The sequence below is a fragment of the Chryseobacterium sp. GTID13 genome, assembly GCF_056172655.1.
This window is the reverse complement of the sequence record NZ_JAOCMB010000004.1, coordinates 15,412-38,589: the sequence shown is the minus strand read 5'-3', so window position 1 is coordinate 38,589 and position 23,178 is coordinate 15,412. Positions and strand designations below refer to the sequence as shown.

The following is a 23,178-nucleotide window of genomic DNA, read 5'->3' as shown; positions in this document are numbered from 1 at the left end:
TTTAAAAATTTAATTGAAAGCCTAGAGTATAAGATTTTAACGGTGGCAGAAAGCTTGAAACTTTTGTTTCGGGATCGGCCCCGAAATAGTTTGTCCATGTCCATAAATTCTGCCCTGTAGTAAAAACCTTAAGATTCATTTTATCCGATAATTTAAGAGCGTATGAAAGCGTAATTTGTTTCAACCTTAAAAAAGAACCATCACTTACTGCCTGATCACTTTGTGTATAATTATTGAAGGCTGTTACCGCCGCACTATTATAGCCCGCTGAATACAATTGATATTGTCCACTGGAAGAGCCAGGCGAGTAGTGATCTAAAAATTCCACAGGTTGATTGCCCATTATTCCCGGTAAAAAACTCTGGCTTAAACTATTGGCACTACTTTGTTTCACAAACTGAAAAAGAAAATCTAAACTGAAATTTTTGTATTGAAGAGAATTATTAATCCCCCAAAATACTCAACCGATAAATCTTTTATAACAGCACGATCTTTAACATTAAGCGTTCCGTTTCCGTCAACATCCCTAAAAGTATACACTCCGGATGTTGGGTTGATACCTGTATATTCAAAAAGCTTTACAATAGAAGTCGATTGTCCAACTACATAAGTATTAGAATAGGTTGAGCCTTCCAAGCCAGGGAATGACAGCAGTGTATTTTTGGGAAACGTGACATTAAAATCTGCTCTCCATTTAAAGTTTGATTTATTGATTAAAGTTCCGCCAATTTGTAGTTCCAATCCTTTATTTTCTACCTCAGCAGGCAGGTTGGCAAGAATGGAAGGGAAACCTGTAGTACCAGGAAGTGGTACCCCCACCAGCTGATCTGCCGAACGGTTCCGGAACCATGCCACTGAAAAATCCAATCTCTGACGAAAGAAGCTGGCTTCCAGTGCCAGTTCCAGTTTCTTGTTAGATTCCCAACTGAAATCAGGATTGTAAAGCCTTGCGGGTGTTAGTCCTGATGTTTGGTTATACTGCGCGGAAGTGGTGATATAGTTATTCAGGTACTGGTAATCCCCGATAAGATCGCTACCGGTAATCCCATAACTGCCCCTGAGTTTTCCAAAGCTTAGCCATGATTGACTTTTCAGAAAGTTTTCTTTTGAAAATATCCATCCGGCTCCCACAGCACCAAAGTTGCCATAACGTTTATTTAAACCAAATCGGCTGGAGCCATCCCTTCTTAATGTAACGTTCAATAAATATTTTGAAAGATATTGGTAATTGAATCTGCCGTAAAAAGATTGGTAAGCATAATTGATAACAGGCTGACTTGTTATGGACTTAACATTAGCAGCGGACAGATCATCTAATAGCGCATTGCTGGGAAAATTAGATGCCTGTGTATAAATACTATTGGATGTCCGTTTTTGAAAAGTTGTTCCCAGCAAAAAAATCAGGCTATGATTATTTAGTTTTTTAGTCCATTCCAAACGGGGTTCTATAATATAATTTAATAGATTTTGATCGAAGCGATTAACAGAAGAGCGTTCACTACCATAATTAAAACTTGGGTTGAATGTGGTTGATGGGTTAATTCTATTTTCAATCGAGTTTTGAGTTGAAACGCCAGCGTTTAAAACAACTTTCAGGTCTTCTGTCAATGCATAATCAAGCATCATGCTGTGATTCATCATTACAGTTTTACTTTTATAAAAACTATTAAGCTGAGCAAGCGGGTTGGTAAAAGTGTTATTTTCCCAATTCAGGTTCCCGTCTTCCTTATAAAGTGAAGGCGCATTGGGAGATAGTGTTTTTGCCTTAGAAAACAAATCCTGAGCTGGCAGAAAGTTATCTGCCAGATTAAATATCCCAGTGTAAGCAAGGCGAAATTTCTTATCTTCCGATTGATGATTTAAATTAACCAGACCCGATAATTTCTTTAACCTAAAATCCCCGGGAAATACGGTCGATTCTTCATAATAGCCTAAGCTTACTAAAAATTGTGTCTGTTCACCACCGCCATTGAAACTAAATTGATGATTTACCGTTGTTGCAGTTTTACCGGTTAATACCTTTTGCCAGTCGGTATAACGGTTTTGATCCCAGGTTCCATTGACATCATAGGCATCCGCAGGATACTTACTGATCCCGTCATTAGCAAATGCCTCACGCCTCATAGCAAGGTACTGCTCTGTATTCATCAGCTTTAATTTTGACATGGTTGATCCCAGTGAAAAGCTGGATGTATACTGATAAGTGGTCTTACCCTTTTTACCTTTTTTGGTCGTAATCAGTACAACGCCATTGGAGCCACGCGAACCATATATTGCGGTAGCATCTGCATCTTTTAAAATTTCTATGCTCTCAATATCATTTGGATTAATGCTGTTCAGTGGGTTTAGACTTCTTCCAAGGAAGTATACTGACCCTGAATATAAAGATAGTTCATTTCACTGCCAAGTGATACACCGTCAATAACGTACAAAGGAACACTCCCGTTCACATCACTGTTGATGATAGTTCTTAAACTATTCTTACCTCTGATCTGGATATCATAGCCGCCACCTGGCACCCCAGTATTTTGTATGATACTTACACCTGACATTCTGCCCTGGATAGTAGATAGTACATTACTTACAGGCTGGTTCTCTATATCTTTGGCAATAACCTTTACAATGCTCCCGGTGCGTTCTTTATCCTTTACTTTATAGTACCCGGCATTTAAGTATGATCTCATCTATTTTTTGCATCGATAGGTTTGCCAATGGTATCATTCTGAATAGCCATATCCCCGTTAACCGTGCTTATAGCATTAATGGAAGCTGTGTTTTTAGAATCTGGTTTTTCCCTGATGATAACCACGTTCTGGTCAATGATCACTTCAAAGGGTAATCCTTTCAGTATTTTATTGAGACATGCGGGAACGGTCTCATTGATACATTTTGCATCCCGTATCCTATAATTTTTCAGAGGCTCTTTAGAGTAGGCAAATTGTAGTTTATAGGTCTTAAAAAATTCTCTAATGCCTGATCAGCAGGCATTCTGTCAACACTATAGTTGACCCTGATATCACTGGCTCGCTGTTGCGCAGTCACAGTTGCTACGCCGAAAAAAGAGATGCAACGGCATAGCAAAAAACATTTTTCATATTTTTGCATTATTAAAATTAGTAACTCGTCAATATTGTTATTAGTTTTTACCGGACCGGCACGGCACATGCCGGTCTTTGTTTTAGCTGTCATCTGTCTGGTATCATTGCCGGTGTAAGCTCACACCAGATCTTATCTTTCCAATTGATATAGTGTATCATTTTTATCTTTTATTGTTAGGTTTAATTGTAGCGCTATTGCTTGCAGTAGCTTTATGGCAGAAGCATTATAATGAGTGACGGATATTTTCTGCTCTTCATATTCCTTCGGATAGCTTACAGAAACTCCGTAAGACTGTTCTATTACTTTAACAGCATTTTTTACAGGGCATTCATTAAACGTAATCGTTACAGGATCTGCTGGTGTATTAGTTGGAGCTAAAGCTCCGTTTGCAGGCTTCTGAGGCGTTTTAAACACAGTTGCGGCTTCAGTTATCCCGAAGTTGGTAAAGGTCTGTTTTGGTCGTAAAACAAATGTCTGCTCTGGCTGGGTAGTTTTGCTGACCGATACTTTACCTTCGTACAAATCCACACTGAACGTTTTGCCGCTTTGCAAGACTTTAAAAACAGTTCCCAGCACCTTTGTCTCGTAGTCCTTACCATGTACTATAAAGGGATGCTCCTTTGATTTTGAAACTTTAAATACGGCGTCTCCTTCCAAATAAACATCACGGGTCGAGGAAGGAAAGGATTTTTTTACGGTCAGCCTGGCTCCTTTTAAAAGCTGTACCAGCGAGCCGTCTTTTAGCTTCAAATCCATAACACCGGATGCTGCATAGTAGATATCAGGCTTTATAAATGTGTTGTAACTGATAATGCCGGAAAAGCTCAAAAGGATCAGCGTAAGCGTTACTGCACCCATGCGTAGCTTTTGTTTTTTTCGCTCCCGGGCAATTATCCCTTTTTTGATATTTTCCCATACTCTTAACTCTTCTTCAGGGGTAAGAGGTGCTAAGCGCTTGCGGTTTCTATCCATAATAATTATAGTCTCTCTATTATAGAATAGAACGAAACGCCAAAAAAGGACAATGAATGTTTAAAAAATTAACGCTATTTAAGAAAGATTAACTCTTTTTAAGAATTGATATCAGGCTTTTTCAAAAATAGAATAGCCTTTGAAATATGGTATTTTACAGTACGGTGAGAAAGATTTAAAGCAACAGCAATTTGCTGCTGTGTTATCCCTTCCACCTTGTTCATTATAAATATTTGCTTTTCCAATGGAGCTAGTAGTTCAAGACTGATTTCCATCTGGGCAGCATAGTGCTCTTTCTGCTCTTCATATTCCAGTTCTTCAGTGGAAGTGTCTTCGATCTCAGGTTGAAGCCTTTCGTAAAACGGTTGTTTTTTAGTGGTCTTGTAAAAAGAAGCAATTTTCTGTTTACAGGTTTTAATAATTATCGCCTCACTATTTGCAGGGTTTAGTGATGTTCTGTAGTTCCAAACATGGATGAAAACTTCCTGCATCACATCCAATACGTCTTCCTTGTTTTCTATATGCGTTCCTAGAAATCTAAAGACATTGGGCTTGTAACGATGGTAAAGTTCTTCAAAGGAGCTTTGTTCTAAATCAATATGTTTTTTGAAGAAAAGCACGGTTTAGCATTAGTAAAACAAATTTATACAAATAATTTATAATACCACTAATCAAGCCTTTAGATTCTTAACAAGTCGTCTGTTTAATTATCGATTATTGTTGGATGATGGGTTTGTTTTAGCAACTTTTTAATTTCATTTGGCAAACACGGTTGATTTTAAATTTGGTTCAAAATATAACTCCCTTAAAAGTTACTTTTTTCAAATTGCTGCTTCTCTGGTTGGTCATCAATACCTCTGTAGCATTACATTTGTTATCGATAAAAAAATTAAGCTCTAAATCAGAACTCATTTTTTATACTATCGTGGTGTAAGATTTGATGTACTATCCGGACCATTTTATTTGCTAAGATGATCACTTTAATCATAAACATCATTAAAATGTTAGTAAGTGAAAATCTGCTCATGACTTATGGAGCTGAATATGAAAACTACCTAATAAATGAAGTAGTTTTTGAAGAAGGAAGTACGCCTAAGTATTACTTTCAGATAGTTAATGGAATTGTCGAGTTGAATAATTACCATGAAGACGGAAAAGAATTCATTCAGAATTATTTGACGGATGGTCAAAGCGTTGGAGAATCCCAATTATTTAATGAAAGACCTTATCCTATGAATGCCATAGCTAAAACAGATTGTGTAATATTAAAGTTATCTCGCCAATCTTTTTTGACATGCTTCAACAAAACGCTGAAGTTTCACAAAATATGGTTAAGTTTCTTTCAGACAGGTTGTATTTTAAATATATGATGCTTTTTCATATTTCTTCGTCTTCAACACAATCCAGACTGGAAGCTCTCTTTAGGTATCTCAAAGAATATGACCGTAGCCATAATTTAGATTCCTTTGAGATTCCCTTTACAAGGCAGCAATTGGCTAATCTTACCGGGCTACGTGTGGAAACAGTAATACGAACAGTTAAGAAAATGGAAAGGAAAAGATAGTGAAGATTAGAAAGGGAAAATATTTTACTGATCGTACCAGGGTGATTAGCAACGATTTTATAAAACCGTTACTATTGAATCTATATCCAGTGGTAAGGTTTATCCTTTCTGTTTAGGTAACAATACATTTCTTCTTTCTTTAATTCTGGAAAGTACTTCAATGCTTCGTCAATAGCGTAGTTAGGCAAAAAGTAAATCTCATCACGTAAGGCCTTAATCACTTTTTCGCGGCCATAGAAACGAACTATTTCATCAATTTCATTCTGACCACCACGTTCAACAATACGTCCGATGACTGCTTTATAGGCTTTCTGCCAATCCAGCATATCTACCTTCGTATCCCAAAAAAATTTAGGATGAAGATTGGGTATACTATTACCACGTGTTTTCATGTTTTATAGCTCATTTAGAATTATTTATTAATTCTACAAATTTTCCGCAGTGCATTGGAATCTATATCCAGTGATACGGTTTATCTTTCCTGTTTAGGTAACAATACATTTCTTCTTTCTTTAATTCAGGAAAGAATTTCAATGCATCTTCAATAGCGTAGTTGGGTAGAAAGTAAATTTCATCACGTATGGCCGTAATAACTTTTTCGCGGCCATAGAAACGAACTATTTCGTCAATTTCATTCTGACCGCCACGTTCAACAATACGAGCGATTACCATTTTGTATGCTCCCCAATCAATTTCATCAAACCTAAATTCCCAAAAGAATTTGGGATGTAAATTGGGTACACGTTTAACAGGCTTTTTCATGTCTTTATACAAAAATTGATTATTACTAATATACGAAATTTACGCCGTACTACCTACGAAAACCTCTCTTTTTCTTGCTGTTAATTGGTAAGATCTTTTTTTCGGATAAGAATTTTTGTAAAGGATTTTGAGTTGCCTTTTCCAATCTGTTTTTAATTTGTTTCCAATCCTGTTGTTTTTCTTTTAGCATGTCAACTCCATCAAAAGAACTAATCTTATCATAAGTATTCATACCTATGGCTGCCCAATATGGGTCTTTCTCATATTTTCTCTGATATGCATCTAAGTAAAATTTTAAGGGTTCCTGCTCCAATAAGAAATACATATCGATAAAATCTTTATAACGTTCTCCACTCTGATGTAACGCATGAAGTTTCATTGCTCCAATATCTTCATTAGAGATCATACGAATACCTTCTTTTTCTTCTACAGGATATAATAAAGGATATTTATGGGTAACAATATCAACTTTTACATCATTTATAAAAGTAAGTACAGTATTGATGTCCCGTCTACTTACTTCTTCATTTGCATTGTAGGTGCTTTTAAGATAATCCAACATCAATTTTGATTCAAAATCTTTAGTTGTAAATAAATCAATATCTATAGATAATCGATGTCCAATATTTAGGCTGAGTGCTGTGCCACCAACCAATGCAAAATCCTTTAGCTGTTCGTCCTTCATTAACTGCTGTAGCAGTCCCCACATTTCAGGGCTTACGGTTTCCTTAAAAAGCATGATTATAACGTTTGCAGGAAAAATTAGCTTGAAATTGAAGTGGATAGCAGTAAATATCCTATGCTGTGCTAATTTGGCTGTAAAAGGCCGCTCCCGTTATCGCTTTTATATTCTTATAGATCATCCATCTGCTTCCATTTCTTTTTAATAGAGCCGGTGTGCCGTTAGTTTCATTTCAGGAGCAAAGGTATTTCCGTGTTCTTAACGCAGCTGCAAGGTCAGGTCCTAAAGGATTTGAAAAAAATCTCCACCCCGCCCCCAGGCGGGGTAGTATTTTTTCCCAAAACCTTGCACCTGCTAAACACTACCTTTTAATGCTCCCGAAACAAAACAAGGCACACTCCGGCTCTTTAGACGAATAAAAAAAATGTCAGCAATGGAACTAAATATTATTAAAAATGGATTTAAGGAGAAACAAAACGGCGCCTCCTCTCATTACCGAATAAATCAGGATTTGACCGCCTGTTCACTAACCGCTAAAACCCAAACAAAATGACACGATCAATCGACATAACAGCGGCCAGCGTATACGTAGGCACATACCGCAAATACAATGAAGGCTCCATATTTGGCAAATGGCTAGATCTTTCCGATTACAGCAGCAAGAGCGAATTTTATGAAGCCTGCGCAGCACTGCACCAGGACGAAGAAGACCCGGAATATATGTTCCAGGATTATGAAAACATACCCGAAGGGCTAATCAATGAAAGCTGGATCAGCAGTAATATCTTTGAAGTCATTGACACACTCACCAATCTGGGTGAAGACGATCTGGAAGCTTTTTTGATCTGGTGTAATAACGGTCATTATGACCTGTCAACTGAAGACATCAGTGATCTGATCAGCTCTTTTGAAAGTGACTACATAGGAAAATATGATAGCGATGAAGATTTTGCAAGGGAGCTGATCGAATCAAGAGAAGATTTAAGCGATTTTTTATTAACATATTTTGACTATGAAGCCTACGCCAATGATATTTTCAGAAGCGATTACTGGAGTGATGACGGGCATGTGTTTTATAATTCTTAATTTTTTAAATCACCGGCAGAGGCTTTTAGTCTCTGCCGGTGAAATTTAATTGTCTCATCAGGCCCGGGTACTATAAACGTACCGGATTAAAAATGCGGGTGCGCGCAAAGGTACTTCCTTCTTTCATCCGGAAACACCTTTGCGCGGTTCAAAGCGGTGCAGCCCCCTTGATAAAATATCCTTCCGATACGCCCACGTTTTATTTTATCAAACAGGCTGCGGATTTTTTTGCGGGGTATTCATTATCCCGACATTCTATAAATTTTTAAAATAGCGGTTTATTATGTTTCCGGTAAATATTTAATATCTGTTGTTCAAACTCGTCAAAATGATGTTCGATGATATTGTCTATATAAGCATACATAGTGAGCTTGTCAATATTTAGAACATTAATAAGCCGTGAGATTTTTTGATGAAACTCCAGTCTTATATATACGGACTTACCCTGATGGGCAACCGAATCAGGAATCTTAAAAAATTGGGCGCTGTAATTTTCTTCGTCTATTTCTTTTGCTAAAAAGCTTTTTTGCTCTGGCCGTTTAGGTGTGATGGGAAGTTCTTCTTTTGAAGTCTTCTCTTTGAAAAGACGTTCGGAGGCTGATCCCACCATTATCTGCATCAACGCTTCTTCATCAATTTTTGGTCTTTTGTTTTCTTTGTTTTCCATATCTATCATATTAAATGTTTGACTGTTCATTGGCTGGCCAGCCGGCTATACAAACAACTGGCCGGCTGTACTAACATTTAGCCGGCTATATCTCTGGCCATATTGTAAGTAACACCACCTGCAATACTGTTGTATACCGGTTTGTATAGCCGTCTGTGTAACCGGCTATATATCCTGCCGGATGTACAGCTGTCTTTCCCTGTAGCTAATTATACTTCCGGCATTAAAGCCATACGGATGAGCAGATCTATAACCATACATCATTTTATATCGCTGTAGCTACGGCCATACAGCCAGCTATACAATTGTACATACAAATGACATATCAATTTACTTGCTTTTTATAATACGTGCTTATTGGGGCGTTATTTTGCTGTGGTTTGCCGCGCTTTACATATCAATCGTTCTAAAAAGCTGTTGTTACTTTGTAAAACCTGCACACATATTGGCTTTGATGGATATGCCTTAATCAATATAACCGGAAAAACCGTGGGTGAACACCAGACCGCCTACATCCCAACGCGGTATTTGACTAATAAAATAGATAATGAATACAATAGTTGTAATGGATATAATAAATACAATAATTAATCAACATCATAATGTTTTGAAAAAAGCAAGCGGGAGTTGGGCAGTGGCCCAACTCGCTTGCCCCAGACCTTTGTCTGGGGATATTCTGGTATGCTTTAGGTATACTTATGGTTGTTAAGGATTGGTAATGATTGATTTTACTTACAAAATGGTATACCGGGCGGTATACTGTTTTTTAATAGATGATAAAGTGATGAGTTTTAAAAACAGGATAAGATGAGAGCAAATGAAACCAACAGTATTCGCTATCCACAGGATACAGATGCTAAGATAGAAAAGCTGGCAAAGAGTTTTGGACGAAGTAAGAAAGAGCTGTTCTGCCAGATGGTGGATTATTTTTACCGGAGTAAAAAGATCCGGCAGATCCGGCAGATGAGTTGCTTAAAAAAGAATTATCTGCCGGGATCAACCGTATCCTGTCATTTATACGACAGCAGGAGAAAGATTTTTTACTGCCGGTGTTTAGTGATACAAAATTATTAACGTCAGCCATAGCCAGGTTGGGGGAAGTATTGGACCTTATAGCTAAGCACCTGGTTGCTGAAAGCACAAAGACCGGTTCTATTATGGAGCAGAATAAACTTCTTTTAAAAGAATTAAAGGTGATTGATTCCCGGCAGAAAGAAAAAGAGATACTCAAACAACAGTTCAGTGAGCTATTGGAATACTACATTACCCAACGTGAAGAAATGGGCTGGACAACCGCTTCTGTAAAAAAGAGGAGCTTATCAACCATATCCGCAGATCACTTAAAGACCTATAAGCTATGTTTATTAATATCACAGATTCAGAAACCGGCAATAATAAAGGCAGTAGCAGCGCACTGGTGCAGTACCTGGAAAAAGAAAATCTTGCCACATTAAAGCAAGGCAAAAACCCTGAATTATGGTTCAACGGGAGCCGCGCGAGTATTAGCCCGCAGGAGGTAAGGGTAAGTGTAGATAACAATATTGCTAAACTCTCGAAAACGGATGCTAAATTTTTTCTGATCAATATCAGTCCCAGCCAAAAAGAGATCACTTTTCTAAAGGAACAATATGGCGAGCAGGGAGCCGCAGAGAAGCTAAAAGAATTTGCGGCCGGGGTAATGGACGCTTATGCACAAAATTTTAAACGCATGGGCATTGAAAACAACAAGGACCTGCTTTGGTATGGAAAGTTGGAACAGCATCGTTATTACTCCGGTAGCGACCCGGAAGTGAAAGAAGGCATCAAAAAACAGGGGCAGCCAAAGGAAGGCGAGCAAATGCACATACAGATCATTGTCAGCCGCAAGGATATTACCAATACCATTAAACTTAGCCCGATGAATAACTCACGCGGAAAAAACCAGGCACATTCTGCTAAACTGGGGCAGTTTGACCGGACAGCTTTTAAGCAGTCCGGTGAACTGCTTTTTGACAGGATGTTCGGCTTTGAACGCCAAGCCAGCGAAACCATGAATTATGCCCTTACCATGAAAAACGGAAGTGCAGAAGAAAAGCGCCAGCTTTACACCTCAGAGCGTAGTCAAAACCTCACCACAAATGACAACAAAAGAGAAACTCCTTTTGACAGTTCAAATAATGCTCTTCAAAGTACTGCCGAACAGTTGGAGGCATTACTTATCGATGGAATATCTTTAATAGCCGGATTAGTGGAAATCCAGCCGGGCAGCTCAGCAGACCCGCAAGAAGATGAGTATTTTCATCCACGCAAGAAGAAAAAGAAAAAAGACGTGGACAATCTGGTTTATAAATAGCGGGCATATCCAACAGTACTTCCCCAAATAGTAGCTTTTATTCCCTCAGAGATCACTACGCTACTAAAGCACTGCTATTTTTTTAGCAAAGCGGCTATTTAAAAAAAATTATAATTTATTTTTTTGTTTAATACATTTAATCCATTTAGGTTTGCAATTGTAAAACTTATTTTAGCACCCTGCGCACCAATGTACTGTTAGAAAACACCAACTGTAATTTGGCCTGCGCCCTAAATTAATTCATGAGAAAAAGCATCAATGTTAAAAGCACAACTGCTATTGCCATTTGTCTTTTATTTCTGATCACTACTTTCCATTCCTGCAAAAGACAAGACGGCCTTATTAAATCTGATCCCATTAATCTGTCAGAGGCAAAAAGCTGGTTACACCAAAATGGGTCAGCTTACAAGAATGAAACTATTTCTGTACAGGCGTCTAATAGCCTAATGCTAACAGGTAAATTAAACTGGCAAAAGGCTAAACAATGCCATTGGGAAGGTAAAGACTATATCGATATCCCTTTTGAATTTGCAGGCTATGGTAAAATTATACCAGGAGATGACCAATCAGCACCCGCTCATTTTAATTTAGTTCTTCGGAAAAAAGGAGCTACGGATTTTGAAGGAGCCGTTAGAACAACAATGCACCTGGAGCAACAGGTAATGTTGGGCTCTGTTAAGAATTTTCAAAGTTATCAATTGTTGGACGGTCAGCCAGCCAATACCTGGATGGTAAAAGGGGACGAACGAAAACTATTACGCCACTCAACGACTGGACATTGATCCACTAGCTGCCACCAATATGCAATTGTTGCGTGCAGGTAAAGGCAAACGACAATCAGGAGCAACTGGCGCTGATCGTTTGATGACAGAAGCGCCGTTAGAATGTCCACCTATTGCTTTAACCAGTTATCAGAATGATCTGTTGGGATGACCCAAGCCACGGACAAATATAATGTTACATGTAAAAGTATTCCAGTGACAGAATATGTACCTGATCCCACATGCAGCAGTGCTAATAACCCACAACCACCAAGTGCAGGTGGAGGAGCAACTGGAGGGCCAGCAAATCCGCCTAATCCACCGACTTATCCTCCTGACGATGACGAAGATGATGATGATGACTTGCCAGTGCTAGATGACGATTGTGCTGAAGCCATGCGATTAGCAGCATTGATGAAGCTCGCGCTGGCTGATGTCGATGTAAATGCCAGGTTGCAGGAATTAAAGAATAAAAAGAATTCGATAAACGAGTATGGCTTTGCCATATTGAAAGTTGGAGACGGTTACGAGGTTACAGCATTACAAACAGATAATAGTAAAAGCTCGGTAAATATCGTAACTCCTGGAGGAGCTAGAGTTGTTGCTATTGTACACATGCATCCACCTGGGGGTCAGCAGTACACTCTTCTACCGATATTTTAGGGCTGAATAGTTACTTGAACAACCCCGATTATATAGGATCGATAGTACTAAATGGGGATGATATGCACATGCTTAGTGTAACCAATTCTACACAGTATAACAACTTTGTAACGGTAAGCACCGCAAAAGGGTTTTATGACAAAGATGATCCGACAGGTTGGAAAGAAGGAACAGAAATATATGAGGAGGTTTAACGAATTGTAAGAGATGATTTTATCAAACTACATATGGATGGAACGGATGGTAACATTACCTGCTCAATTATATTTCATGGAATCTTTTGATTTGGGGAGGGTTAGACAGGCAGATGGTAGTAAGAAAAATATGGGCACAGGTATGGGTACGACCTTCTTTAAATACAATGATGATACAAAAACCTTTACAAAACAGGAAACAAAGACAGAACGTAAAACTGACCCTGGTGGAGGGCAAACAATTTCGCTAGGAGGCACAAATATAACGACTCAATATTATAAATCAGTTGAAGTAGGAAATGGCTGTGAAAATTAAAAAAAGTAAATTTATAATATGAAAACAATAACACTCGCTATAGCAACCATATTTTTAGGTAAAGTGCTATCGGCACAAACTTTTACAACATATGCTGATACCGCAAACTATTTAACTTCTGAAGTTGGATTAAAACATGAATCTCTTTATTGGCCAACCTTTTTCGAGTTCTCTATGACAGCCTTAAAATTAAGCCTGTCCGAATTGTAAATGACAATACATTAAGGAGAATTTTGGTAATAGATTGACTTTTGATTTTAATTATAACACTGAATTTTCTAAACAACATTTCATTACAGTTACATTCCAAAATGTCCCTTCTTATGAAGTGCTTATATCCGATACTCTATCCGGGTATTGGCATTGAGAGGGATATAAATACAGTTATCAACACTTACAAACCACTTCTAGTTAAGAGACCTCACTGTAAAGGACTACAGTAAGGATGAAGATATTGATCCAGGTATTTTAATTATGAAGGCGCCAAAGAAAAAGAAATGAAAAAATAAGCAATTGGAAAACTTATAGCTCAAGGGCAATCAATTTTCATAGGTTAGCAACGGCTTGTCCTTTCCAGGACGGGCCTTTTTGTTAGTTGATTATTGACAGGGTTGTTGTTTCCACATAAAATAAAATTCCCATTCCTTTACAGAAATGGGACATGATATATGGGTTGGTAGTTTACTATAATTAGAAAGCGAAGCCCCCAGCTTTCAAAGCCGAAGCCTCGCCCTCCACCAATTAGAATATATGTAGAATTAAAAACAAACACAAGATAATATTTTTCTTTCAAAAACTGCCGCTTTACATCATTTCATTACTTCAATAAATATCATTATCCATATCCGACCGAAAAAAAATTTCAGCTATACTAATACTTTTTATTTACTCATGCGTCGTATATAGTTGGCGTTCTATATAACTGTAATTACAAAAGTAAAAACTGGTTCATGATTTTCCACCTGAATAAAAAAATAACCCTGGCTTTAAAATGCGTATTATGTATTTGTAGTAGTATAATAATTATGCAAAATGCTTTTGCTCAATCTACATCTCCTAAGCAAACCGCTATTAAAATTGGCGATTCGCTTCCCGAAACTTTTTGGAATACGCCCTTACGAACCTCTGCTTCTGGGGTACAAAGTACGTTTAACGACTACAAAAGCAAGCTTATCATTATCGATTTTTGGGCTACAACATGTGTTCCTTGTATTCAACATTTACCGGATATGCAGAGATTACAGAATCAATTTAAAGATCAGATAAAAATCGTCACGGTTACAAAAGAAAAAGAGCAGAGGGCTGAAGACTTTCTTTTACGATTTGCCAAGCAAAAAGGAATAAATCTTACTATTTCAAAGATTTCGGATGATTCGCTGTTAAGTTCAATGTTTCCTTACAGGTCGGTGCCCCATTATGTTTGGATTAGCAGTAATGGAACCTTGCTGTCTACTACCGATTACCAACAGATTACAGAGGACAATGTGCAGAAAGTTATTGACAATAAAAAAGTAAATTTTCATTTAAAAGAAGATTATATTGATTTTGATTATAGCAGCCCACTTTTTATTAATGGCAATGGGGGCTACAACTACACTTTAAAATATCGATCCCTGCTATCGGCGTCTATACCAGGTATGAATTTAGTGCAGCCAAGAATTAGTGATAAATTAGCTAAACCAATATCAAGGCTTGTCGGAATAAATTGTACTATACCCCAGCTTTTTGCAATTGCATATACTGATGTTACAAATTACCCTGAGAGCCGCATTATTTTTGATGTTGCCAATCCGTTGCAATTACGTTGGGATTCATCTTGCAGTGAAAGTAAAAAAGAGTGGCGCGAGAAAAATATATATTGTTATGAACTAATAACCAAACCTTGTACTGCAATTGAAATTAAACAACAAGCGGCTTCTGATCTGAAGCGTTACCTGGGTTTAACAGCAAAGTTTGAAATGAAAGAAGCAGATTGTTACGTACTTACTTCTAAAAAAGAAATAAAAAAGCATATACCAAAGGAGGAAATTCTTTCCTTGATTTATATGATCAATATAGTGATGAAAAGAAAATCCGTAATCTTCCTATAGCTGTTTTAACCGAGTATTTGAATAGAGAGCTTCCGTTATATGTTGTAGATGAATCCGGAGTAACACAAAATCTGGATATTAATCTTCCTCCCGGAAAAACAGAGTTTGCAACTCTTCAAAAATGGTTGGAAAAGCAGGGACTTAGGCTTATAAAACAAAAAAGAGAAATACAATTTTTTATTATCAGCGATAAAATAAATTAAAGCGATGTCCTCTTCAATTTATTTTTGTAAATTAAAGCAACAAGAGTTTCTGCAATTGAACCCAAGCACATTTATTTTTAATAAGGATATACTTTATAAGGTAGCGAAAGGCGACACTATCGCTTTTCAACAGCTCTATTATCAATATTATGGACGAATTTATAGCATTGCTTTGAAATACTTAAAAGTTGGTGATCTGGCAGAAGATATTGTACAACAATGCTTCCTAAAAGTGTGGGAAAAGCGTAGCAAATTGGCTGCAATAGAAAATTTTGAGGCATGGTTTTTCAGGGTGGCTAGAAACGAAATTATTAGTTTTATTCGCAAAAACCTTAGCCAGCAGCAGTACCAGCAACGACTGAAAGAATGCTTTATGGAGGAAGAAAATAATCCCGAAGAACAATTAATACTCCGTCAACAAAAACAGTTTTTAACGCTCGCTATTGAACAACTACCTTATAAGCAACGCCAGGCTTACCTGCTTAGCAGAGAAAGGGGGTTGAGCTATCAAGCCATCGCACAAGAAATGAATATAAGCGTAAACACAGTTCGCGTACATATCTCTACAGCACTTAAACAAATAAAGGAATGTATTAAGGTAAATAAGGTACAATTTATTTCTTTATTAATTTCCTTAGCATTACTAAAATAATCTTTCTTAGCTACTAATACTTTTTTGAGCTGTGCACGTCGTAATAGTTATACATGTTTTATAAGTGTTAGTGAGATGAAAAACAATACACATGGAAAATCAATCTCATCAAAGGTTTAGCCAGCTTCTAAAGAGGTATTTAGGGCAATCCTTAAGTCAGGAAGAACTGTCTGAATTTTTGAAATTGGTTCAGCAACCTGAACACCAGACATTATTACAAAACGAAATTGATGTTGACTTTAGCCGAAGGCTTCCCGATTTGACTAATAAAATGCAGGCTGTAGAATCATTTCTAAGATTAGAAAAAAATAGAACATAAAGAAAGGCCATTTGTAATTAAACCTATACTTAAATGGGCTGCTGCCGTAATACTGGTTATCGTACCTTCTTATTTATGGATGCTTAGTAAGCAGGGCAAAACTATATCCCAAGTCAATTTGGCCAACCAACCTATAACTGAGCGATTTAAAAATGACGTACCACCGGGAAGTAATGGAGCCATTCTGTTTTTAGAAGATAACACACAAATTAGTTTAGATAGCATGCAAGACGGAACAATTAATCTTCAAAACAATCTTAATGCACAAAAGTATTCAGGGCAGTTAAGTTACCAGCATGTAAAAGAAACATCTTATAATACATTGGTAACGCCTATGGGTAAACAGTTTAATGTAATACTTAATGATGGTACTACTGCCTGGCTTAACGCAGGTAGCAGCATCAAGTTTCCAACCGCGTTTACTGGAAATTCAAGGGCAGTACAAATAAATGGCGAAGTATATTTTGAGGTGGCAAAACATCTTGATAAGAATGGAAAAAAATGCCGTTTATTGTTTCCACCTCAACAGGTTTAAAAGTAGAGGTATTAGGCACTCATTTTAATGTTAATTCTTATAGTGATGATAACTATACAAACGTAACATTGTTAGAGGGAGCTGTAAAAATAGTAAAAAATACATCCGCTTATATTTTAAAGCCCGGACAGCAATCTGTAATTAATGCAAATGGAGAATCTACAATAAAAACCGGCGTTAATACAGAGCAGCAAATTGCCTGGAAAAATGGCTTATTCCAATTTAAAGGTGCTACTATACAGGATGTTTTACAACAGGCAACTCGTTGGTACAATGTAAATGTACAGTATCAAAATAAAGTGTCGCAACATTTTACAGGAAAAATACCCAGAAACGTAAGCCTTGCAGCCTTTTTGGAAATATTGGAGCAAACCGGCGGGGTAAGGTTTGGCATTGAGGGAAGAACTATTACCGTATTAAAATGATCTGCAAAAATACAAGAATATTTTTCAGCTTTTAGTATTAACAAAAAGCTGAAACAAGCAATATAGTAGAAGTCAACATCAGACTGCTTATTTTTTCATCCAAACCTCCCGGTGTGTAAACCGGGCATTATAGAGGTATGTATTTAAAACCACCTGAATTAGAGTTTTTATTTTCCGTTCATGGCAGAAACAGTTATTATTTGCTTTGTAAAGCAAATAAACTAATAGCAACACTTGTGTTATTAATTTTATTCTTTGTAAAACCCCAAAGCAGTTTTGGGCAGGGTATTACGTTACAGGAAAATAATGTTTCCCTCGAAAATATATTTAAGAAAATTGAATCGCAGACAACCTATTTGTTTTTTTATACCGAAGAACAGTTGAAAAAAGCAGGTAACATTACTATATCAGTTAAAAGTGCCCGTATTGAAGAGGTAATGAATAAGTGCCTTGAAGGGTTGCCACTTACCTATAATCTTAAAAATAAAGTAATCTATATAAAGAATAACCCACTTACTAATAGAAAGCAACAACCTTCTTCTGCAAAATTAATTGATGTAACGGGGCAGATAACTAATATACAGGGAGAGCCCATTGTTGGCGTAAGTGTTAGCTTAAAAAATAATAGGGCTATAGGTACTTACACTGATAATAAAGGATGGTTTACTTTAAATAACATTGAAATAGGCGCTATTCTCATTTTAAGTGGCGTAAATATTTATGACCGGGAAATTACTGTAACCGGAAATTTCTTAAAAATTGAAGTGGAGAACAAAATAGCAGAAATTGAAAACATCAACATTCCGGTTGCCACAGGTTACCAAACACTTTCAAAAGAAAGGGCTACCGGCTCTTTTGAAACAATAGGTGAGCCACTTATTAACAGACGTATAAGCTCGGATATTTTGAGCAGGTTGGAGGAGTAAGCAGTGTATATTTTGACAGAAGAACAGGCGGAGAGAAAATTTCTATTAGAGGCAGAAGTACAATTTTTGGAAATGCTGAACCTTTGATTGTGGTGGACAATTTTCCTTATGATGGAGATATTGATAATATTAACCCCAATGATATAGAAAATATAACCCTGCTTAAAGATGCTGCTGCCGCATCTATATGGGGTGTAAGGTCTGCCAACGGGGTAATTGTAATTACTACTAAAAAAGGCAGGTACGCTAATAAGCCTAGCTTACAAATAAATAGCAATGTTACCATAGGTTCTAAGCCAGATCTGTATTATTCCCCTGAAATGGCTTCTTCTGATTTTATAGAAGTTGAAAAATTTTTGTTTGGCAAAGGTTATTATAACAGTACTTTAAATAATACTACTAGACGGCCTTATGTATCGCCGGCAGTTGAAATACTTTCGCAGCAAAAAAGTGGTCTTATCTCCGAAGCAGAGGCTAATGAGCTGTTACAACAATTAACGGGGAATGATGTACGAAACGATCTCAAAAAATATTTCTACCAAAATAGCATTAATCAGCAATATGCTATTAACTATAAAGGCGGAACAGATAAGTATAATTATTACATGTCTGCCGGGTGGGATAAAATTAATTCCAGTCAAAAACATGATGAACGTTCAAGGCTCACTCTTACCTCTACCAATAATTTTAAGCCCGTTAAAAACCTTCAAATATTTTCAACAATTGCCTTTAGCCAAACCAAAGCTGAGGATAATAGCCTTACTACAGCCTTAAATCCCACATCTAAAAAGCTATATCCTTATGCAAGGCTGGCAGATGAAAATGGCAATGCTTTAGCTGTGCCTAAAGATTACAGGCTGGCATATTTAGATACTGTAGGGATGGGTAAGTTGTTAGACTGGCAGTGGAGACCACTGGATGAATTAGCATTGGCTGATAACTCCTCTTTGCAAACAGAATTACGTTTAAACACCGGTATTAATTACGAATTCTTATCGGGGTTTGGTATTGATGTAAAATATCAATACCAAACGCAAAGCGGGGTGCAAACAATTATTATTCTCAGGCAACTTATTATACAAGAAATCTTATCAATCAGTTTTCTCAAATTAATGGCAATGCCATTTCTTACGCGATTCCTTTAGGTGGTATATTGGATAAAAATAACGCTCAACTATTTTCTCATGCAGGCAGGGCGCAATTAAACTTTAACAGGACTTGGAACCATAAAAATGAAGTTACAGCAATTGCTGGCGCTGAAATAAGGCAATCGCACACCAAATCCAACATATATAGAACCTATGGTTATAATAATGATATACTCACTTACGGCAATGTAAATTATATTGACCTTTTGCCAACCTTTAGGAACATTAGGGGAAACGTTAAAATAGATAACCCCACTAATTTTTCTGATAATATGCTTAGGTACACATCTACTTTTGCAAATGCCGCATACACGTTCCTTAACCGGTATATTTTATCAGCAAGCCTGCGGCGGGATGCTTCCAACCTTTTTGGTGTAAACTCTAACCAAAAAGGTGTGCCCTTATGGTCTGCCGGGCTTAGCTGGCATATAAGTAAAGAGGCTTTTTACCATGTAGATTTTTTACCTTACCTAAAGGCAAGGTTTACTTATGGTTATAATGGCAATGTAGATAATACACTTTCTGCCTATACCACTTTAAGCTATTCTTCTATTCCCAATGCTGTTACAGGATTACAGGAGGCAACGGTACGAAGCTCCGGGAACCCAGAGCTAAGGTGGGAGAAATCCAGGATGATCAACCTGGGTATTGATTTTAGAACCGGCAACAATAGACTATCTGGCAGTATTGATTATTATACCAAAAAAGGTACGGACCTGATAGGTGAAGCGCCTATTGACCCCACAACAGGCGTTGTACTGCCTTCCTTAAAACCTGGCTATAGGGGAAATGTGGCTAACATGAAAGGTAGCGGATGGGATATTGAGCTGCACTTTGTTACTAAGGATAATACTACAGTAGGTTACGCTGCCGATCTTATTTTTGGGTATGCCAAAAACAAAATTACCCAATATGGTATACAGGCAACCGTGGCAAGCTCTTTTGTAGGTTTAGGTAACCTGGTAAGTCCTATAGTGGGTAAGCCTGTGTATGCTATTTTTAGCTATGCCTGGGCAGGGCTTAACCCGCAAACAGGCGATCCGCAGGGTTATTTAGATGGTGAGGTAAGCACCAACTATTCTAAAATTGTATCTGCTTCCCCACAAACATTGGTGTATAACGGTTCAGCGGTGCCGGTAGTATTTGGCTCTTTCAGAAATGCCATACGGTATAAAAACATAAGCCTCTCTGCCAATATTGTATACAAGCTGGGATATTATTTCCGCAGGAGCACTATAAGTTATTACAATCTCTTTAGTGTCTGGTACACACATTCAGACTATGCTTTGCGCTGGCAACAGCCCGGCGATGAACTAAAAACAACCGTGCCATCGATGGTATATCCAGCCAATAGCAATCGCGATGCTTTTTATGCAAACTCCGATGCTGTAGTGGAGAAAGGAGATCATATAAGATTACAGGATATTAACCTGTCATACCAGCTCAAACAGAAAACCCTTAAAGAAACAACTATAAAGCAAATTGAGCTGTACGGCTATATAAACAATATAGGGATTTTGTGGAGGGCCAACAAAAAGGGGATTGATCCTGATTATTATACTCAGGCTTTTTTTCCTTTACCCCGCACTTATGCAATGGGTATAAAAGCTAATTTTTAAATCACACAAAGCAAATTGTTTATGACCCGTATTTTTATAGCCGTATCTATTATATTTATAACAATAACTGTACCCGGTTGCAAAAAGTTTCTTGACGAAAAACCCGATAAAAAACAGGTAATACCCACTACTGTTCAGGATGTTCAAGCACTTTTAAACTATGGCCTATCAGCAACTCTTACTGATGGGGAAAGAGCCTCCGATGACTATTATCTACTAACTGAAGATTGGCTTGCCGCATCTTTAATAGATCATAATGAGTATATATGGGACAAAGATATTTTTAATGCCAGTGAAAGTAACGTTTGGTCAACAGCCTATAGAGCTGTGTATTATAAAAATATTGTTTTAGATGCAATAGCTGAAAATAATATTACTGATGGCACCCAACAACAGAAAGATGATATTAAAGGACAAGCATTATTTGGCAGAGCCCATTCTTTTTTGCCTATTACAGCTATTTTCAAAGCAATATGATGCAGCAACTGCCGGTACTGATTGGGGCATCGCATTACGTATGACTTCTGACTTTAATGAAAAAACAACCAGGAGCACCGTTCAGCAATGTTATGACCAGGTAATTACCGATTTAGAAACGGCAGTCACGCTGTTAAATGAAAGCTCTGCTTTTGCAACAAGGCCCAATAAACAAATAACTGTATCATTTATGGCTAGGGTGTACCTTACTATGCGCCAGTATGACAAAGCATTGCTTTATGCCAATAAAGCACTAACCGAATACACCCCTCAATTACTTAATTATAATGGTATAAACGCAAATGCATCCTACCCTTTTACCAGGCTAAACAAGGAAACTATTTTTTATACTATAAATGGTGCCCCCGCTATATTCTATGCGCCAACGTTTAAAACAGATACCCTATTATATAATTCTTATGAAGAAAATGATTTGAGAAAACTATTGTTTTTTAGCAGAAACCCAGATGGTAGCCATGCTTTTAGAGGTACCTACACAAATAGCGATCAATCTTTTTTTCAGGTATTACTACAGGAGAATTACTGCTTATAAGGGCGGAGTGTTATGCAAGAAGCAATAAAGTAGATTTAGCATTACAGGATTTAAATACGCTATTAACTAATCGATATAAAACTGGTACTTTTATACCGGTAGCCATAACAGATGTTAATGAGCTGCTGATAAAAATTTTAAAAGAGCGGAGAAAAGAATTAATTTTTAGAGGGCTTAGGTGGTTAGACCTGCGAAGGTTAAATAAAGAACCCAATTTTGCAGTTACCTTAAAAAGAAAAATAAATGGTAGGGAATATGAGTTGCTGCCTAATAGCGACAGGTATGTATACCAGATACCGGATAAGGTAATACAAATAACTGGAATGCCACAAAACCCATAAGTTTTCTACACAATAAGAAAGGATAGCATTTAAGCTATCCTTTCTTATTATTCAAACTTGTGGCTTAGTACAGTTGCCTGACTTAAATCTGGTAAGCCTGTACTTCCATCTTCCGGAGCTTCAATAGTACAAATTACTGAAGTGTTCATCACATCACAATCTGGCGTGCTTCCTGCGAGTTCGTAATTGGATTGATTACTCTCCCCAGCGGATGTATTAGGGATATAGCGCCAACGTAGTAGATCATCCTCTCCTTTGTTATTATTTTTATCTGTCATTGAAAATGACATAGCTGCAACACCAATAATTAAAGATACTGCAACCATTCCGATTTTTGTTTTAAGGTTTTTCATTTTGTTATCTATTTTATTATTAATAATTAGGCAATAAGATTATTGCCGTAAGTAAGATTGCAAAGGCACAGGTGTTTGATATAACCTATGGGTTACTTTTACAATCTGGAGAGGGTTATATAATTCTCATGAGGTACATCCCTTGCTGGGATTACATTTGCTCCAACTTATAAAGTTGTTAAGGGGCACAACCATAAATAATTATTATGAAAAATATTCAAACAGCCATACGGCGGGCAAAATCTCTCCTATTTGAGTTGGGGTTAAAAACCAGCTACCAATACTGATGATTGATGGCTGGTCATGAAAACTAACTAAGGAACAACCTTAACTTTTAAGAAAAACGTTATCATTTAGCTACTGTAAAGGTCTAAAAATAAAATAAAAAAAGTGCATAAATAGTGGCAATTATAGGGTAAATAGTGACAATTATAGGGTA

General features: G+C 37.2%; 30 protein-coding genes and 1 pseudogene. 20 read left to right on the top strand and 11 right to left on the bottom strand.

The window, feature by feature from the left end:
• Position 1: 1 nt before the first annotated feature.
• The 6 genes from N4G44_RS05880 to N4G44_RS05855 form a co-directional block, all read right to left on the bottom strand.
• The gene (locus N4G44_RS05880; RefSeq protein WP_474924043.1) at positions 2 to 394 is read right to left on the bottom strand and encodes a hypothetical protein; all 393 of its coding nucleotides are present in this window, start codon (positions 392 to 394) and stop codon (positions 2 to 4) included.
• A gap of 17 nt (positions 395 to 411) precedes the next feature.
• Complete coding sequence (locus N4G44_RS05875; RefSeq protein ID WP_474925184.1) at positions 412 to 2,307, bottom strand: SusC/RagA family TonB-linked outer membrane protein; 1,896 nt, start codon at positions 2,305 to 2,307, stop codon at positions 412 to 414.
• 38 nt (positions 2,308 to 2,345) lie between these two features.
• Positions 2,346 to 2,684 (bottom strand): TonB-dependent receptor plug domain-containing protein, encoded by a 339-nt coding sequence (locus N4G44_RS05870; protein ID WP_474925172.1) that lies wholly within the window; start codon positions 2,682 to 2,684, stop codon positions 2,346 to 2,348.
• Positions 2,681 to 2,827 (bottom strand): hypothetical protein, encoded by a 147-nt coding sequence (locus tag N4G44_RS05865; protein WP_474925171.1) that lies wholly within the window; start codon positions 2,825 to 2,827, stop codon positions 2,681 to 2,683. Before N4G44_RS05865 ends, N4G44_RS05870 begins: the two co-directional genes overlap by 4 nt.
• Positions 2,828 to 3,228: 401 nt before the next feature.
• Positions 3,229 to 4,071, bottom strand: a complete 843-nt coding sequence (locus N4G44_RS05860) for a FecR family protein (protein ID WP_474925170.1) — start codon at positions 4,069 to 4,071, stop codon at positions 3,229 to 3,231.
• Between the two features lie 98 nt (positions 4,072 to 4,169).
• Positions 4,170 to 4,691 carry an RNA polymerase sigma factor gene (locus N4G44_RS05855; RefSeq protein ID WP_474925169.1) on the bottom strand — a complete coding sequence of 174 codons (522 nt, stop codon included), beginning with the start codon at positions 4,689 to 4,691 and terminating at the stop codon, positions 4,170 to 4,172.
• Positions 4,692 to 5,072: 381 nt separating this feature from the next.
• Here N4G44_RS05855 and N4G44_RS05850 point away from each other — a divergent pair, with 381 nt between their 5' ends.
• On the top strand, positions 5,073 to 5,441 hold the full coding sequence (locus N4G44_RS05850) for a cyclic nucleotide-binding domain-containing protein (RefSeq protein WP_474925167.1): 369 nt from the start codon (positions 5,073 to 5,075) through the stop codon (positions 5,439 to 5,441).
• A complete protein-coding gene (locus N4G44_RS05845; RefSeq protein ID WP_474925164.1) occupies positions 5,366 to 5,635 on the top strand; it encodes a helix-turn-helix domain-containing protein in 270 nt (89 codons plus the stop codon). The genes N4G44_RS05850 and N4G44_RS05845 overlap by 76 nt, the downstream gene beginning before the upstream one ends.
• A gap of 80 nt (positions 5,636 to 5,715) precedes the next feature.
• Here the strand turns inward: N4G44_RS05845 and N4G44_RS05840 are convergent, their stop codons facing one another.
• The 3 genes from N4G44_RS05840 to N4G44_RS05830 form a co-directional block, all read right to left on the bottom strand.
• Positions 5,716 to 6,027, bottom strand: coding sequence for a DUF6922 domain-containing protein (locus N4G44_RS05840; protein ID WP_474925163.1), 312 nt, complete (start codon positions 6,025 to 6,027; stop codon positions 5,716 to 5,718).
• Between the two features lie 61 nt (positions 6,028 to 6,088).
• The gene (locus N4G44_RS05835; protein ID WP_474925161.1) at positions 6,089 to 6,397 is read right to left on the bottom strand and encodes a DUF6922 domain-containing protein; all 309 of its coding nucleotides are present in this window, start codon (positions 6,395 to 6,397) and stop codon (positions 6,089 to 6,091) included.
• A gap of 49 nt (positions 6,398 to 6,446) precedes the next feature.
• Positions 6,447 to 7,136, bottom strand: coding sequence for a nucleotidyl transferase AbiEii/AbiGii toxin family protein (locus N4G44_RS05830; RefSeq protein ID WP_474925160.1), 690 nt, complete (start codon positions 7,134 to 7,136; stop codon positions 6,447 to 6,449).
• Positions 7,137 to 7,628: 492 nt separating this feature from the next.
• On the opposite strand from N4G44_RS05830, the gene N4G44_RS05825 reads away from it, so the two are divergent.
• Positions 7,629 to 8,165 (top strand): antirestriction protein ArdA, encoded by a 537-nt coding sequence (locus N4G44_RS05825; RefSeq protein WP_474925158.1) that lies wholly within the window; start codon positions 7,629 to 7,631, stop codon positions 8,163 to 8,165.
• A 265-nt stretch (positions 8,166 to 8,430) separates the two neighbouring features.
• Here N4G44_RS05825 and N4G44_RS05820 read toward each other — a convergent pair whose 3' ends face one another.
• Complete coding sequence (locus N4G44_RS05820) at positions 8,431 to 8,832, bottom strand: DUF3408 domain-containing protein (protein WP_474925157.1); 402 nt, start codon at positions 8,830 to 8,832, stop codon at positions 8,431 to 8,433.
• Positions 8,833 to 9,800: 968 nt separating this feature from the next.
• Here N4G44_RS05820 and N4G44_RS05815 point away from each other — a divergent pair.
• The 17 genes and pseudogenes from N4G44_RS05815 to N4G44_RS05735 all read left to right on the top strand — a co-directional run bounded on the left by N4G44_RS05815 (position 9,801) and on the right by N4G44_RS05735 (position 22,386).
• Positions 9,801 to 10,286 carry a hypothetical protein gene (locus tag N4G44_RS05815; protein ID WP_474925154.1) on the top strand — a complete coding sequence of 162 codons (486 nt, stop codon included), beginning with the start codon at positions 9,801 to 9,803 and terminating at the stop codon, positions 10,284 to 10,286.
• The gene (locus N4G44_RS05810; RefSeq protein ID WP_474925153.1) at positions 10,190 to 11,164 is read left to right on the top strand and encodes a DUF5712 family protein; all 975 of its coding nucleotides are present in this window, start codon (positions 10,190 to 10,192) and stop codon (positions 11,162 to 11,164) included. Before N4G44_RS05815 ends, N4G44_RS05810 begins: the two co-directional genes overlap by 97 nt.
• Positions 11,165 to 11,406: 242 nt before the next feature.
• The gene (locus N4G44_RS05805) at positions 11,407 to 11,946 is read left to right on the top strand and encodes a hypothetical protein (protein ID WP_474925151.1); all 540 of its coding nucleotides are present in this window, start codon (positions 11,407 to 11,409) and stop codon (positions 11,944 to 11,946) included.
• Between the two features lie 147 nt (positions 11,947 to 12,093).
• Entirely contained in the window at positions 12,094 to 12,588 is a 495-nt protein-coding gene (locus N4G44_RS05800) for a hypothetical protein (RefSeq protein ID WP_474925150.1), read from the top strand.
• 62 nt (positions 12,589 to 12,650) lie between these two features.
• Positions 12,651 to 12,782, top strand: coding sequence for a hypothetical protein (locus tag N4G44_RS05795; protein WP_474925147.1), 132 nt, complete (start codon positions 12,651 to 12,653; stop codon positions 12,780 to 12,782).
• 37 nt (positions 12,783 to 12,819) lie between these two features.
• Entirely contained in the window at positions 12,820 to 13,098 is a 279-nt protein-coding gene (locus N4G44_RS05790; protein ID WP_474925144.1) for a hypothetical protein, read from the top strand.
• An 18-nt stretch (positions 13,099 to 13,116) separates the two neighbouring features.
• Complete coding sequence (locus tag N4G44_RS05785; protein ID WP_474925142.1) at positions 13,117 to 13,308, top strand: hypothetical protein; 192 nt, start codon at positions 13,117 to 13,119, stop codon at positions 13,306 to 13,308.
• Between the two features lie 740 nt (positions 13,309 to 14,048).
• Positions 14,049 to 15,188, top strand: coding sequence for a TlpA family protein disulfide reductase (locus N4G44_RS05780; protein WP_474925138.1), 1,140 nt, complete (start codon positions 14,049 to 14,051; stop codon positions 15,186 to 15,188).
• Positions 15,189 to 15,395: 207 nt separating this feature from the next.
• Positions 15,396 to 16,043, top strand: a complete 648-nt coding sequence (locus tag N4G44_RS05775; RefSeq protein WP_474925137.1) for an RNA polymerase sigma factor — start codon at positions 15,396 to 15,398, stop codon at positions 16,041 to 16,043.
• Between the two features lie 91 nt (positions 16,044 to 16,134).
• A complete protein-coding gene (locus N4G44_RS05770) occupies positions 16,135 to 16,362 on the top strand; it encodes a hypothetical protein (protein ID WP_474925136.1) in 228 nt (75 codons plus the stop codon).
• A gap of 79 nt (positions 16,363 to 16,441) precedes the next feature.
• Positions 16,442 to 16,897 (top strand): FecR domain-containing protein, encoded by a 456-nt coding sequence (locus tag N4G44_RS05765; protein ID WP_474925135.1) that lies wholly within the window; start codon positions 16,442 to 16,444, stop codon positions 16,895 to 16,897.
• Positions 16,864 to 17,322, top strand: a complete 459-nt coding sequence (locus tag N4G44_RS05760; RefSeq protein ID WP_474925133.1) for a FecR family protein — start codon at positions 16,864 to 16,866, stop codon at positions 17,320 to 17,322. The genes N4G44_RS05765 and N4G44_RS05760 overlap by 34 nt, the downstream gene beginning before the upstream one ends.
• Positions 17,323 to 17,459: 137 nt before the next feature.
• Positions 17,460 to 18,248 carry an STN domain-containing protein gene (locus N4G44_RS05755; protein ID WP_474925132.1) on the top strand — a complete coding sequence of 263 codons (789 nt, stop codon included), beginning with the start codon at positions 17,460 to 17,462 and terminating at the stop codon, positions 18,246 to 18,248.
• Positions 18,249 to 18,286: 38 nt separating this feature from the next.
• Positions 18,287 to 19,393, top strand: a complete 1,107-nt coding sequence (locus N4G44_RS05750; RefSeq protein ID WP_474925183.1) for a TonB-dependent receptor plug domain-containing protein — start codon at positions 18,287 to 18,289, stop codon at positions 19,391 to 19,393.
• A gap of 275 nt (positions 19,394 to 19,668) precedes the next feature.
• Positions 19,669 to 21,015, top strand: coding sequence for a SusC/RagA family TonB-linked outer membrane protein (locus N4G44_RS05745; RefSeq protein WP_474925131.1), 1,347 nt, complete (start codon positions 19,669 to 19,671; stop codon positions 21,013 to 21,015).
• Positions 21,016 to 21,036: 21 nt separating this feature from the next.
• A pseudogene (locus N4G44_RS05740) lies at positions 21,037 to 22,045 on the top strand (RagB/SusD family nutrient uptake outer membrane protein).
• Positions 22,003 to 22,386, top strand: a complete 384-nt coding sequence (locus tag N4G44_RS05735) for a RagB/SusD family nutrient uptake outer membrane protein (RefSeq protein ID WP_474925181.1) — start codon at positions 22,003 to 22,005, stop codon at positions 22,384 to 22,386. Before N4G44_RS05740 ends, N4G44_RS05735 begins: the two are co-directional and overlap by 43 nt.
• A gap of 47 nt (positions 22,387 to 22,433) precedes the next feature.
• Here N4G44_RS05735 and N4G44_RS05730 read toward each other — a convergent pair whose 3' ends face one another.
• On the bottom strand, positions 22,434 to 22,739 hold the full coding sequence (locus N4G44_RS05730) for a hypothetical protein (protein ID WP_474925130.1): 306 nt from the start codon (positions 22,737 to 22,739) through the stop codon (positions 22,434 to 22,436).
• Between the last annotated feature and the right edge of the window lie 439 nt (positions 22,740 to 23,178).

What these genes read in the sequence shown, in the direction of transcription:
- N4G44_RS05870 (WP_474925172.1), bottom strand. Translation starts at nt 2,684, where the DNA reads ATGAGATCATACTTAAATGCCGGGTACTATAAAGTAAAGGATAAAGAA.
- N4G44_RS05860 (WP_474925170.1), bottom strand. Translation starts at nt 4,071, where the DNA reads ATGGATAGAAACCGCAAGCGCTTAGCACCTCTTACCCCTGAAGAAGAG.
- N4G44_RS05850 (WP_474925167.1), top strand. Translation starts at nt 5,073, where the DNA reads ATGTTAGTAAGTGAAAATCTGCTCATGACTTATGGAGCTGAATATGAA.
- N4G44_RS05845 (WP_474925164.1), top strand. Translation starts at nt 5,366, where the DNA reads ATGCTTCAACAAAACGCTGAAGTTTCACAAAATATGGTTAAGTTTCTT.
- N4G44_RS05840 (WP_474925163.1), bottom strand. Translation starts at nt 6,027, where the DNA reads ATGAAAACACGTGGTAATAGTATACCCAATCTTCATCCTAAATTTTTT.
- N4G44_RS05835 (WP_474925161.1), bottom strand. Translation starts at nt 6,397, where the DNA reads ATGAAAAAGCCTGTTAAACGTGTACCCAATTTACATCCCAAATTCTTT.
- N4G44_RS05830 (WP_474925160.1), bottom strand. Translation starts at nt 7,136, where the DNA reads ATGCTTTTTAAGGAAACCGTAAGCCCTGAAATGTGGGGACTGCTACAG.
- N4G44_RS05825 (WP_474925158.1), top strand. Translation starts at nt 7,629, where the DNA reads ATGACACGATCAATCGACATAACAGCGGCCAGCGTATACGTAGGCACA.
- N4G44_RS05820 (WP_474925157.1), bottom strand. Translation starts at nt 8,832, where the DNA reads ATGGAAAACAAAGAAAACAAAAGACCAAAAATTGATGAAGAAGCGTTG.
- N4G44_RS05810 (WP_474925153.1), top strand. Translation starts at nt 10,190, where the DNA reads ATGTTTATTAATATCACAGATTCAGAAACCGGCAATAATAAAGGCAGT.
- N4G44_RS05805 (WP_474925151.1), top strand. Translation starts at nt 11,407, where the DNA reads ATGAGAAAAAGCATCAATGTTAAAAGCACAACTGCTATTGCCATTTGT.
- N4G44_RS05800 (WP_474925150.1), top strand. Translation starts at nt 12,094, where the DNA reads ATGACCCAAGCCACGGACAAATATAATGTTACATGTAAAAGTATTCCA.
- N4G44_RS05795 (WP_474925147.1), top strand. Translation starts at nt 12,651, where the DNA reads ATGCACATGCTTAGTGTAACCAATTCTACACAGTATAACAACTTTGTA.
- N4G44_RS05790 (WP_474925144.1), top strand. Translation starts at nt 12,820, where the DNA reads ATGGAACGGATGGTAACATTACCTGCTCAATTATATTTCATGGAATCT.
- N4G44_RS05785 (WP_474925142.1), top strand. Translation starts at nt 13,117, where the DNA reads ATGAAAACAATAACACTCGCTATAGCAACCATATTTTTAGGTAAAGTG.
- N4G44_RS05780 (WP_474925138.1), top strand. Translation starts at nt 14,049, where the DNA reads ATGATTTTCCACCTGAATAAAAAAATAACCCTGGCTTTAAAATGCGTA.
- N4G44_RS05775 (WP_474925137.1), top strand. Translation starts at nt 15,396, where the DNA reads ATGTCCTCTTCAATTTATTTTTGTAAATTAAAGCAACAAGAGTTTCTG.
- N4G44_RS05770 (WP_474925136.1), top strand. Translation starts at nt 16,135, where the DNA reads ATGGAAAATCAATCTCATCAAAGGTTTAGCCAGCTTCTAAAGAGGTAT.
- N4G44_RS05765 (WP_474925135.1), top strand. Translation starts at nt 16,442, where the DNA reads ATGCTTAGTAAGCAGGGCAAAACTATATCCCAAGTCAATTTGGCCAAC.
- N4G44_RS05760 (WP_474925133.1), top strand. Translation starts at nt 16,864, where the DNA reads ATGCCGTTTATTGTTTCCACCTCAACAGGTTTAAAAGTAGAGGTATTA.
- N4G44_RS05755 (WP_474925132.1), top strand. Translation starts at nt 17,460, where the DNA reads ATGTATTTAAAACCACCTGAATTAGAGTTTTTATTTTCCGTTCATGGC.
- N4G44_RS05745 (WP_474925131.1), top strand. Translation starts at nt 19,669, where the DNA reads ATGCTTAGGTACACATCTACTTTTGCAAATGCCGCATACACGTTCCTT.
- N4G44_RS05730 (WP_474925130.1), bottom strand. Translation starts at nt 22,739, where the DNA reads ATGAAAAACCTTAAAACAAAAATCGGAATGGTTGCAGTATCTTTAATT.